The organism is Bartonella sp. AP150HLJHH (assembly GCF_042196385.1).
Taxonomy (GTDB): Bacteria; Pseudomonadota; Alphaproteobacteria; order Rhizobiales; family Rhizobiaceae; genus Bartonella.
Map to the genome: position 1 here is coordinate 1 of NZ_JBHIQC010000008.1, position 12,455 is coordinate 12,455.

General features: G+C 39.0%; 13 protein-coding genes. 6 read left to right on the forward strand and 7 right to left on the reverse strand.

Annotated features, from left to right (window positions below):
• Positions 1-24: 24 nt before the first annotated feature.
• Positions 25-396, forward strand: a complete 372-nt coding sequence (locus ACFING_RS04700; RefSeq protein WP_375630103.1) for a helix-turn-helix domain-containing protein — start codon at positions 25-27, stop codon at positions 394-396.
• A gap of 433 nt (positions 397-829) precedes the next feature.
• On the opposite strand, the gene ACFING_RS04705 is transcribed toward ACFING_RS04700, so the two are convergent.
• The 7 genes from ACFING_RS04705 to ACFING_RS04735 all read right to left on the reverse strand — a co-directional run bounded on the left by ACFING_RS04705 (position 830) and on the right by ACFING_RS04735 (position 7,073).
• Complete coding sequence (locus tag ACFING_RS04705; RefSeq protein WP_375630104.1) at positions 830-2,038, reverse strand: MFS transporter; 1,209 nt, start codon at positions 2,036-2,038, stop codon at positions 830-832.
• Positions 2,039-2,781: 743 nt separating this feature from the next.
• Entirely contained in the window at positions 2,782-3,066 is a 285-nt protein-coding gene (gene yacG, locus ACFING_RS04710; RefSeq protein ID WP_375611670.1) for a DNA gyrase inhibitor YacG, read from the reverse strand.
• A 21-nt stretch (positions 3,067-3,087) separates the two neighbouring features.
• Positions 3,088-3,801 (reverse strand): Maf family nucleotide pyrophosphatase, encoded by a 714-nt coding sequence (locus ACFING_RS04715; RefSeq protein ID WP_375611669.1) that lies wholly within the window; start codon positions 3,799-3,801, stop codon positions 3,088-3,090.
• A gap of 242 nt (positions 3,802-4,043) precedes the next feature.
• Complete coding sequence (infA, locus tag ACFING_RS04720; protein ID WP_004857577.1) at positions 4,044-4,262, reverse strand: translation initiation factor IF-1; 219 nt, start codon at positions 4,260-4,262, stop codon at positions 4,044-4,046.
• A 1,232-nt stretch (positions 4,263-5,494) separates the two neighbouring features.
• Entirely contained in the window at positions 5,495-5,617 is a 123-nt protein-coding gene (locus ACFING_RS04725) for a hypothetical protein (RefSeq protein WP_375630052.1), read from the reverse strand.
• 711 nt (positions 5,618-6,328) lie between these two features.
• Positions 6,329-6,910, reverse strand: a complete 582-nt coding sequence (locus ACFING_RS04730; protein ID WP_375613594.1) for a disulfide bond formation protein B — start codon at positions 6,908-6,910, stop codon at positions 6,329-6,331.
• Positions 6,911-6,920: 10 nt separating this feature from the next.
• Entirely contained in the window at positions 6,921-7,073 is a 153-nt protein-coding gene (locus ACFING_RS04735) for a DUF5993 family protein (RefSeq protein WP_273790835.1), read from the reverse strand.
• Positions 7,074-7,895: 822 nt separating this feature from the next.
• On the opposite strand from ACFING_RS04735, the gene purE reads away from it, so the two are divergent.
• The 5 genes from purE to ykgO all read left to right on the forward strand — a co-directional run bounded on the left by purE (position 7,896) and on the right by ykgO (position 12,367).
• On the forward strand, positions 7,896-8,393 hold the full coding sequence (gene purE, locus ACFING_RS04740) for a 5-(carboxyamino)imidazole ribonucleotide mutase (protein ID WP_375630053.1): 498 nt from the start codon (positions 7,896-7,898) through the stop codon (positions 8,391-8,393).
• 1 nt (position 8,394) lies between these two features.
• Positions 8,395-9,600: a 5-(carboxyamino)imidazole ribonucleotide synthase gene (locus tag ACFING_RS04745; protein WP_375630054.1), complete on the forward strand. Its 1,206-nt coding sequence runs from the start codon at positions 8,395-8,397 to the stop codon at positions 9,598-9,600.
• Positions 9,601-10,773: 1,173 nt separating this feature from the next.
• Entirely contained in the window at positions 10,774-11,145 is a 372-nt protein-coding gene (locus ACFING_RS04750) for a hypothetical protein (protein ID WP_375630055.1), read from the forward strand.
• Positions 11,142-11,315 (forward strand): hypothetical protein, encoded by a 174-nt coding sequence (locus tag ACFING_RS04755; RefSeq protein WP_375621480.1) that lies wholly within the window; start codon positions 11,142-11,144, stop codon positions 11,313-11,315. Before ACFING_RS04750 ends, ACFING_RS04755 begins: the two co-directional genes overlap by 4 nt.
• A gap of 926 nt (positions 11,316-12,241) precedes the next feature.
• Positions 12,242-12,367 (forward strand): type B 50S ribosomal protein L36, encoded by a 126-nt coding sequence (gene ykgO, locus ACFING_RS04760; RefSeq protein ID WP_004863016.1) that lies wholly within the window; start codon positions 12,242-12,244, stop codon positions 12,365-12,367.
• Positions 12,368-12,455 lie beyond the last annotated feature (88 nt).

A 12,455-nucleotide genomic window follows, 5' to 3' on the forward strand; every position in this document is an offset into this window, starting at 1 on the left:
CTCGCAACCGGAGGGGGGCTTGAAGTGCCAACTAAAAATCCACATTTTATCGACATTTTGATAGGCAAAAGAATCCGCCACAGACGCATTTCAATGAGCCTTTCCCAAAAAGAATTAGGAAGCCATTTAGGTGTCAGTTTCCAACAAATCCAAAAATACGAAAAAGGCTTAAATCGTGTAAGTGCCAAATGTTTACTGGAAATCGCTCAAAAACTGGAAGTTCCTATAAGCTTTTTTTATGCAGACATTGCCACAAAAGAAGATCTTTCAACAAAAGAACCTCTCTTACACCACAATCAAGAAACCTATAGCGAAAAAGAACACACCCTTTTAAAAAATTTTAGAGACCTCCAACCAAAAAAACAAAAAGCAATCTTGTGGTTGATTTCTGATTAAGCAAAAGCACAACAATTAACATACCCCCTGCCTAAAGTTTCCCATACCTGATATCACCATACCTCCAAGAATGATATTTTACGGCATATAAGATAATTCACACTATAGCTCCTCGTTTTCTGTTTCCATTATTGCTTCAAGTCAAGCTGATTAAGGATTGGCAGCTGAGTTTTTTAAGTTTGGCTATTCGTAGCAAAGCGGAGTTAAACAAAAATGACATTGTTACTCAAAACCATGCCCCCTATTGCGTTTACGAGACGGTAGAACAGCGTCAAGAAGGCAAAGCCCCGAAAAAAAACAAAAATATGAGCGGTTAAGTAAAAATCAAAGATTAAACCTATAACGTCAAAAAAGCTGCTCTATGTTGGATTATCTCCACGTCCTCTAAATCTCAGAAAAATGATTTAAAACATTTGTTTTATTGATGAGCCAATCATTGAGATCGAACAATTAACAAAGAACGGTTCAGCAATATCCTGATAGCCAATAAACAGCATAATCCACTCAATCCAGAAAGAAGGAACAATTTTCCAGCCGAAGTGTGACCTAAAACAAACGCTCCAACAAACGGCGCCACCAACATAGCTAAATTTTGTATAGACTGCACCCATCCGGAAGCCAATCCAATCTGTTCATTGAAATTGCTTACCAGATAAACATTAGAAGATATGGAAAAGTAAGCGCTAACCATTCCAATAAGGAAAAAACAGAGCAACAAAGTCTCAATACGGAGTAAATCAAAGTAAAAAAAGCACACTGAGATCATGACAAAACCAATCATTGTTGACATTGCCGGCATTAACAACTCTGATATTTTGCCTGTAAGGGGTTTATGCTTTGATTGTTTCACACTCCAAAATCCATAGAGAAAATTACCGATTGCCGAAGCCGATACCAGCATCCCAAGAGCCTGTTTATTCATTTTCATTGCACTAAGAATAACCGGCAACTGATTATTCACCATAAAGATCATGGCAAAATACACAAACATCACCGCCACATAGGCATACCAAGTTGTCCCATAAAGCCTCTGCTTTGATTTTATGGTATTCGCTGTTTTTATCATGAGCGACGAGACAGGTTGTGCACCAAGACAACAAAACACCATAAAGCCTAGCAATGTCAAAAATCCAGAAAACAATAAAGTATAGGTATCTGATAAAAGTACAGACAGAGCACTCCCCAAAGCAGGTCCTATCATCTTTGCCGCGCTATTGATCATGTTAAGCACAGAATAGTAACGAGTCCGTCCGTTTTCAGGCACCGAATTTGCACTAAGAACGGAAATTGCAGGCATGGCTAGACTGTTGAATGTCGCTCGAATAACTGCCAGTATAATAAATCCTTGCAGACTCGTCGCCATCAATAAACCGACAGTACAGAGTGCCCGTAACAGCAGTGACGCCCGCAACCAATGGATCATAGAACGGTGACTGACCACCATTCCAATTGGCTTAGACAAAACGATACCAGGTAATAATGTTGCCGCTCCAATAAAAGCGACATCATATTGATCAGCTTTCCACGTGAACACAGATACGGTCAAAATCACGATATAATCAATCCAACCGCCAAATGACACCACGCCATTACCCAGCAAAAGCACCAACAAGCGATTTTTTACTGCCTCATCTCTTTGCACCAAAACACGCGCCCCTCTTTTTTGTTAGCAATACTGATTGGACTATCAATTTTTCTCTCACACCCTAAAGGCACCAACAACTTTCACGCAACAAAGCACTAACAAGCGATTTTTTACTGCCCCGTCTCTTTGCACAAAAACACGCACCCCTTCTTTTTCGTTAGCAATACTGATTAGATGATCAATTCTTCCTTATACCCTAAAGGCACCAACAGCTTTCACGCAACAAAGCACTAACAAGCGATTTTTTACTGCCCCGTCTCTTTGCACAAAAACACGCACCCCTTCTTTTTCGTTAGCAATACTGATTAGATGACCAATTTTTCCTCACGCCCTAAAGGCACCAACAGCTTTCACGCAACAAAGCACCAACAAGCGATTTTTTGTTACCCCGTCTCTTTGCACAAAAACACGCACCCCTCTTTTTTGTTAGCAATACTGATTAGATGACCAATTTTTCCTCACGCCCTAAAGGCACCAACAGCTTTCACGCAACAAAGCACCATCGACCTTCATGCAACAAAGCAATTTATAATTATCCATGGTAAACAAAACCTTTGGGGATAAGTCTTAGATATGTATTAAAACTTCCATCGTTGATTGAACTTAATCTGCGTCTTTGCGAATGACGATAATAAGCAAGCCGTTAATCCAGCTCTTAAATACATTTACGATAATCCCGCGCGCCTCCCCTTCAGTTTCCACACAAAAAACGCTTTAGCGTTCTTTCTCAAGAGAACTCTTTATTCTTCTTCATCACTTACTTGTGGTGGGGGTGGTAAAATATAAGAGCCTGAAAGCCAACGATTAAGATCAATAGCTCGGCACCGTGTGGAACAAAAAGGATAAGAAGATTTTTGTGACATCTGACCACAAATAGGACAAGGATGCGGAGGACGGGTCTCTTTTTGCAAATTTAGCTCTTTTTGTTCTTGGCACACCTTTGTCATTGGCTTCTTCATTAACTTTTCTTCTGTTGCTTTTTTTTCATTTTTGCTTTTCTCTTTTTGTTGCTTTTCACCTTGCATTGATCTTACCTTAAAGTTTTTCTAATGCGTTTGTTCAGCCCAGTGAGTGAAAAGTGGATAGTGATAAGCGGTCAAGAGATCGGCTGTTTCAGCCAAAGGCAATCCCACAACATTAGAATAAGAACCCGTGATATGGACAACAAAAGCCCCTGCTTTTCCTTGGATAGCGTAGCCACCTGCTTTCCCTTGCCATTCTCCTGAAGCAAGGTAAGCCTTCATCATGGCAGAGGTTAAGCGTCTAAAACGAACACGACTTTCAACCAATTTTACGGTTATTTTTCCACGTTCATTGAGCGCACAAATGGCACCATAGACCTTATGCGAACGCCCAGAAAGGTATCGTAAACATTCATAAGCCTCATCCTCGCTTTCTGGTTTGGGGAAAATGGTCCGCCCAACAGCCACCACCGTATCAGCCGCCAAGATAATCATTTTCTGTCCAGGTAATTTTTCTTGACCATTCTGCAACTCGTCTTGACCATTCTGACTGTACCAGCGCAAAATTTTTTGGGCTTTCAGTGCTTTTTCTTTTGCCAAACGTTTGGCAAGGTTTGCAGGATGTTCTTTTAATTTTGGCGTTTCATCAATATCGCTTGCATAAACCTGCTGGGGATCAATCCCTATTTGTGCCAAGAGCGCTAAACGCCTTGGCGAAGCGGAGGCAAGCACCAAATGAATTTCTTCTGTAAGAGTATCTGCCAAACGTTTTTCCCCCCACTCTCTTATATTTCTCATTTCCACCCCTTCACAATTGACTTCCCTCTCACCCCCTTTAGCGCCCCCTTTTAAGCGCCCCTTTAGCCTCCCTTTTAAGCGCTATTGATCTCCTTATCCTTTTTCCGCATCGATTTTACAGTTTTTCAAGGCTCTTCAAACACTCCCCTTTTTTCACTCATGAAAAGCAAACTAAAAAACTGTTAAAAAATAATAGAAATAATATGATAGCTTTTAGAAAAAAGTGCAAGCCACCCACGAGGCTACTTATAGCGATATGTAATACGCCCTTTTGTCAAATCATAAGGTGTCATTTCCACCATGATTTTATCACCGGCCAACACCCGTATACGATTTTTCCGCATTCTACCAGCGGTATGGGCAATAATTTCATGATCATTTTCCAGTTTCACACGAAACATCGCGTTAGGTAAGAGTTCAGTAACGATACCAGAAAATTCTAAAACTTCTTCTTTTGACATAAACAAACATTTCCTTTACAGTGCACATATTTTGTTAAGCTGCGCGTTATTTCCAGCGTTCATATCCTATTTTCTTAAGTTTGTGAATAAAAATTCCACAAAAAGGGAAAGGTTTTTCAAGTTTACTCTTCCATGCTCTCAAAAAACGTCATCCCACACCTTAAGAATCAAAACTTTTTTTCCACCAATTTTACCCGCTAATTTCCTTCAATTTTTATGATGATTTTGGTTTCAGTGTGACAAGAAATTACGCTAATTTTTTCCCCTAAAGCATTTTCCCAACACCTCTGACTAATCCCTCCACAACTTACGAACAATCATCCTCTCTCCAACTTTTCCTCACCTTCCACACCTTAAACATGCGCCCTTCAGATAAACACCACTCCCCCCACGCCAGAAGCCCTTCCTTTTCTCAAAAACCTTCTCCATTCTTCACTCACCATTCACAACATGCTTCACTGCCCCACACTTCATACTCTACGCATTTCCCATACAGCCTTCCCCATTTTCTCTCTCTCTTCACACGCTTCCTCTAAGCCACTCCTTCCATTTATGTTGTTCTTCCTACCTTCGAAAACACGATCCCTATACATTGCGTATCATTAACCACAACGCCTCTAACGACATAAAGCCTTTTCCTTTTTTACACATTTCCGTTTTTACGCTTTTACGTATTTACAGAAAGCAGAAAATCTGTAAAAAATGCATTACACAATAACGTTTTCAACAACTGTCATTAAAATCTCACCTCCCTTTTCATCTAAATCCCCCTATTTTCACTTAAATCATAGATATAAACCGCCCTATTATTGTATTGAGCAGCATAAAATTTTTCGACAAATTCTAGCGATCAAAAGAGTGCATAAGAAGCATTTTACGATTTTTAAAAGAATTTTTATTTACACCCAGTGCTTTTTTGTAACGTAGAAGAGCACATTTAATTAATTGACTATAAGAAAGTTTGAAATGAGAGAAGCTTTTCGTTTTTCTCGTTCAACATCCACAACGATAACTCATTCTTATAAATCAATTTTTTTCGTAATACAAAACGCACCAAAAGGAATAGACTTGTGTTGCATATTCACGCGCTTGTTTTAAAGAAAGATCTCTCAACGCTCATCACACCCATTTTGCAAAACGCCGCCCGCAAAGAAATGGTAAGCCCCCATGAAGTATATAAAATCCTTTCAGCCCTCCCCTATCTTTACGCGTATGGAAAAACACGTTTACGCTTATGGAAGAACAAGGCCGGCATCATCACAAAAACTCTGCCAGCTCCCAATGTTGCAGACAGCCTTCGGTTCAAGAGATAATTCATTAAAGGCATGCCTTTCTTGTACAGTTTTGACCCACATGCACGCCCCACCACTTATGATGTATAAGCCAAGTAATTTTAATTGATTTAATATGAGAGAACTGGTGATGAGAAATTTTATTATATTCAGCAACGCGCTTCACGTTAAAAAATGGTTATTTATTATTATAAATCAATATATTAATAAAGAAGAGAGTCATCATCAAGACGCTTACCTTTTTCTAAAAAAGGCTTCACACTGAAAGAAAACATCTAAAACTTAGATAAAAAAAAAGGTTTGCCTCTAATAAACAAACCTCTGCAGAAAATTATTCACATAACTTTCAAAATTTTAAATTAATCCCTCTAGAAGCAATAAAAACGCTTTAGAAGCACCAAAATGAATACAAAGATCAATTTAACACAATGTTAAGAAAAATCAAGAACAAAAAATTTTTATCGTTAATGCACCTTTAAAAAACGAGGCTTCTTAACCCACGCGGCTCAAAAGTCCGGGGCTTCTCTACAAACGCCTCCAAGCCAATCAATCCCTTCATCTCTCTCAAAAGACAGCATAAAAGGTTCACAATACAAGTCTTCGCTAAAAAAAATATCAATCGCCAGCGCTCATAAAAGCCAGCGTTGGTATAAAAGATCAGATTATCGAACAATCTTGCTAAAATGTCTTCCCAATAAATAAAAAAGAAGCGGATTCTTAAATATTTCCGCCTCTTTAACAATAAAAATTATGATGAGGGATTATTAAAAAATTTCAAGACTGTGAAGGGAACCAATTTGATAACAATTCATACCTTACAGGATCATCGGCACATTGCCCACCACCACATTCCAGTATGGTAGAAATCAAATTTGCCGCAATCAAAAACACAAATAAGAAACTTGCCGCTTTACTCAAGACTGGAAAAGGAGAAAATTCTTTGAACTTGTGTGCCAATTCGCCTAAAATCATGACAAATGAGACAGCAAAGATACAAAGGACAGAAATAATGAAAGCCCAAGTATAAAAATGCAATCCAAAGAACGTTGAACCATATCCTAAATCATCGGGTGTGATATGCAAAAACACTTGCCGTGCTGCCACAGCACTGGTTACCATACAACCAAGAATAACCATACCATAATGGGTATTTTTCACCTTATGGTGAATATTGAGTAAGAACCCACAACCTGCCAGCATCAATCCAACGCGCTGCAGCAAACAAAGGGGACAAGGTAACTCAAACTTTACCAATTGATAATAAAAAGCCACCACCAAGACAATAGATAACCCAAAGAGTCCTAGCGTATTCATAAAGATGACGAAGTGAGGATTTTTTTGTTCAACATGTTCCATGGCTATTCTCTCAAAAAGATAAATTTAAAGTAGAAGTTGCGTGATGATTGAAAGTGAGAAGAATGACAACGAATAAAATTGCCCACAAAGCATAACTTATATTTTTTTTACCACACATAGTCGTTACTGCAGTACCTAAAGCGATTAAAAATGGAAGAAACATAGCTTTTAAATCTCCTTTACATCCGTTGTTTAACTCTTATTTATTTCAGCGTTCACCATATTACAAAATTGGGCAAAAAAGAGACCATGGATTTATTATTCACAATTCGTCACTCGCGATTGATATTGCCATTATATTTAAGTGAAAAAACGATATAATCGCTCAGAAGCACATCTCAACAAAAGCGTTAAAAGCACAAAAGCGTTGATTATTCGCTTCCCCTTATATCTGCCATTGTTAAAGATATATCGACAATTATAAAGATTATATCCCCTATAAAGATTATATCCCCCACTCACAAAAGAATCACTTGAACAACAAAATAAATAGGCTTTGAAATCGAGAGATATACATCTCTTTTTTTCTCAAAAGAATATCCTCATTTTGCAACACATTTTTGACATAAAAATCTCTTTTTCTCATAAGCAATGTTTCAAATTGCAACAGATTTTATATCATATGGTGATCTTGTTTATTTTAGCAAATAAAAAATAAGACATTTTTAAAAAAAAAACTTATAATCAATGGCTTTTCCCCAATACACTTTTCCCTCTTATCTTAAATAAAAGACAATACCGCAAGCTCAACAGCCTCATGGGTCCCACGCCACCCCGTGACATTACCCTCCCCGCTCACAAGAAGTGCTTCATGCCTTCAATACTTTAGTTTTTCATCTCTCGAGATCCCCTTTAAATTTTTAGCTTTCCGCCTTATTTGAAAAATAACTGTTTCTCTGTCATCAATTGGCTTTGCAAAAAGAATATAAAACTTTAAAAAAAATAATGATAAAGAATCGCATTGAACCTTTGAAAAGGATAGAGAATGATGAAAAAATCATGTGATGTGGCGATTTTAATGGGGAGCCAATCGGATTGGCAAACGATGTGCCATAGTGCAGATATTTTGACGAATCTTGGTATTTCTCATAGTTCGCATATTGTCTCAGCACACCGAACTCCTGAACGCCTTTATCAATTTGCAAAAGATGCAAAAGATGCAGGGTTTAAAGTTTTAATTGCCGGTGCGGGGGGTGCAGCGCATCTTCCAGGTATGTTAGCAGCCCTTACTCCTCTTCCTGTTTTTGGCGTTCCAGTGCATTCTCACTCTCTTTCTGGTCAAGATTCTTTGCTTTCAATCGTGCAAATGCCAGCAGGGATACCCGTCGGCACATTAGCAATTGGCAAAGCAGGCGCAATTAATGCAGCCCTTTTAGCCGCAGCCGTTATGGCCGTTTATGACCATGATCTCGCCCAACGATTAGAAGATTGGCGTCAACAACAAACAGCCAATGTCGCCCAAACGCCTGTAACGGAGGTTTAAAATGGCACCGTTTTTCAACACCTCCTCAGCCAACACCACCTCATCCAACACCACCTCGTCCAACACCACCTTAGCCAACACCACTTCGTCCAACACCACCTCGTCCAACACCACTCCCTTCACCATGTTACCTCCAGGCAGCGTCATTGGTTTAATCGGGGGGGGACAATTAGCGCGGATGCTCGCCATAGCGGCCGCAGAATTAGGATTTCGAACCGTTATTTTTTGCCCTGAAGCCGATTGCCCAGCCGCTCAAACAGCAAACAACCATATTGTTTCCTCCTATGACGATATATCAGCTTTAGATCATTTTATTTCTCAGTGTGATGTTGTCAGCTATGAATTTGAAAATCTTTCGCTTCAAACGGTTCAATATGTAGAAAAGAGTAAGCCTGTTTATCCTTCTTCCAAAGCATTAGAGATCACGCAAGATCGACTTTTTGAGAAGCAATTTTTGCGTGATCAAGGGATTGGCACCGCGTTATGGCACGCTGTTGACAATTCTTCTTCTCTTCTTTCCGCTCTTGATACCTTAGGCGGACGTGGTCTTTTAAAGACGCGTCGTTTTGGTTATGACGGAAAAAACCAGATCAAGCTTGATCACCCAGATGAACAAACCCTTGACGAAGCCTTAAGGACTTTTCAGGAACAGCCTTGTATTTTAGAAGAAATAGTCCCTTTTTTATCGGAAATTTCGGTTCTTTCGGCACGTACAAAACAAGGAGAACATATTTTTTATGACTGCCCTGAAAATCAACACAAAAATGGTATTCTTCATAAGTCCTTTGTTCCATCACATATTCCACTTGACGTGCAAAAAGCAGCTCAAGAAATCAGTGTAACAGTCATGGATGCCCTCGATTATGTTGGTGTTCTTTGTATTGAACTTTTTGTCTTAACGAATGGTCATCTTTTAGTGAATGAATTAGCACCGCGTGTCCATAATTCTGGTCATTGGACACAAAAGGCATGCATAACTTCACAATTTGAACAGCATATCCGTGCTATTTGCGGACTTCCCTTAGGCAGTCCCTATCGCCATAGCGATTGCCAAATGACCAATCTTCTTGGTAACAATTTTAGCACGTTAAAATATTTTCTGAAGCAAGAGCGCACCTCGATCCATTTATATGGCAAAAGCACTGTTCACCCCAACCGCAAAATGGGGCATATCATCCAATTACTGGGACCAGCCAACAAATCTTAAGCCCACATATATACAAATACTTTTTCACACTTTTCCCCTAAATGAACTGAAAAAACAACCTCTCCCCCCACACCGATATCCATCGGCTTCAAAAGCGCCCCCCCCTAACCTTTTAATTCGCCCCTGAAAGGGCGTGAAGCCCTCCTACAAGCTCCTTCTCTTCCATGCCCCCACCCTCAAAGATACAAAACCACACCAATCAACAATCCAACAGCTCCTCCTCCTTTTCTCAAAAACATCCCCCCACGACTAAAAGCAATTCACCAGCCCCCAAGTTCATCACCCCTCCACCTCCCACAGCATAAATATTCCCCTATAACATACGCAGCCCCTTCATTTTTCTTTTAATGCCAATCTTTAGGCCTTTAATTGCAACCTTTAGAGGATAAACTTACCTCTTGCGGCCAATAGAGAGCATTCTAACAATGCGTTCTCATTGCCTCTAGTCTCCCTTCTTGTGTTCATTCTTTCACAAAAGTGCCAAGCGCCGCTCCGCACCACGCCTTGAATTCCATGTCAAAGATATCATTACAGTACTAAGCTTATCCATCATAGAAATATCCTCTCTCCCCTCATAAGGCGATATTACCTGTGTTGTATTTTCTAGAGCTTGAAGCGTCTCTCCTTATTTCATTTCGCAATAAAGCTTAAAATAGCAGATAAACATACAACTACACACCGAAAGAAAACCGTAAATTTAGCTTACACTCTAAAACAACAACCGTTTTAAATATCACTCACTTTAATATCTGTAATATTTGTCACCTTCGTTATGTCTATCGCCTTCGTTCTTTCCCCTATAAAATTACATTATTCAAATTTGAGTGCCTAACAGCACTCAAGGACGAAGATCCCTGTGCCGATCTGTCAACAATCAAGCTTTTCTTAAGTAAATTCAACCGGCTAAACACTTCAATATTAAATGCCTCTTCGCCTATAGTTTAGTGATAAAATATAATTGTACTCACAAAACGAATCTTTTATACAGCGGCACGAAAAATTGTACATGCCTCATAATAATAAAGGGAAGATGCGCTACAGACGTAGCAAGTCATTCGTATTATAATTATAACAAGTACAGAAATCTTTTTTCATTTCATAAAAATAGTCTGAGAAACTGAGTTATTCGCTTTATCAAAAGACAAAACCTTCAAGAAACAAACGAATATCAACATGACAAAACCAAACCTATCAAATGCATCACCAAAAGAACAAAATGATACATCTTCTCAATGGGACTTAGTCCTCGATATCCAAAAAGAAGTTAAGGAAACATTAAAGGCTGGTGTTGTTTCACTGGGAGAATTTATATTCATAATCTTTATAAGCGTCTGTTTATACATTTTTCTCTCAATATTAGGCAGTGCGGATAAACCTCAGATGAATGTAGCAACTGCAATCGGGCTGTTATGCGCATTAATTCTGTACGGTTCGATACCAATCTCTTTGGTGCTACGGATCGTAGTAAAGAAGAAACTGAAAAAAGTAATGAAACAACTAGACGAAGCGGTTGCTAATCAAAATATAATAAGGAGAGAAAAATGATTGAAGCTATAATATTAGGGCGCATTCTAGGGATCATTGTCGGTTGTGCAATAATAACATTATCCGTTTGGCTTGTTTATTCTACCATTAAATATCGAAAACTGTACCGTAAAGCGCTTACAGGACTAAACTTAGCAATTCAAAAATGTAATAAAGAAATTAATAAATAAAAAAAGTCGTGAAAAACGTGGTATTAAAATACCATAATCCTTATTTTCATATTTCTAGACGTATTTAATGTGATTACCAGTTATTGATGACCCATATTGAGGGTATGAGATTTTTCATAAGGGGACGTTTGAAACTATAGGCATGATATTATGTGCGTACAGCCAATACAAGAAACAATTCCAACGGCTCCCCCACTTCAAGCATTTCAGCCGGCACACGCACCTGACAGGGCTTCACGAGCCCTCACAAACAAGCATCTTGCGTTTTAAGAAGTCCCCCTTTGCCCTTAACGACAAAAACCACACCACTTCAACAATCCAACGGCGTCCCCTCTTCCCCCCACTTCAAGCATTTCAGCCGGCGCACGCACCTGACAGGGCTTCACGAACCCCCACAAACAAGCCCCTTACGTTTTAAGAAGTCCCCCTTTGCCCTTAACGACAAAAACCACACCACTTCAACAATCCAACGGCTCAACAGCGCTCCTGTTCTTGCAACACTCCCTAACAGAGCTTATTTGTTTAAAGCTGACAAGGCTTTTACTTTTTTCCACTCTTTGTGCTTTTTTGTGTCCTTTTTTTACGAGAAAATTTTTACCTTCAAGGCCAACCCTTAACACACCCTAAGGAATTTGTAAGGGATATACCCTTGACAAGAATAAGACTTCTTGTTAAATCTCTCCTACTTTTTTGCAATTTTCACTTATCGTTGTGCTAATGAAGTGGTTAATGCGTACCTTAAGAGTGCGCTTTTCTTTTTGTGATCACAGTGAAAAAGTGTATCGTGTGATGTTATCATGCAAGTACGATATCGCAATGCAATGCTCATAGAGTAAGCAGTCTATTGGGGTTGTAATATTGTATTTTCGTGTTTTAATATTGTATTATAGTATTGTGTTACGTAAACTATTTAAACGGTGAATATGATGAAAATTAAAAATTCGCTTAAAGCACTAAAAGAGCGCCACCGTAACAATCGTTTGGTGCGTCGTAAGGGTCGTGTTTATATTCTTAATAAAACGAACCCACGTTTTAGAGCACGTCAGGGCTAATTCTTTTAGGACTAATTTCTTTAGGATCAATGTTTTTATGCCTACTTTAATTGTAGGCTTAAAAAAATTTTCTTGCGTTTTTTTGGTT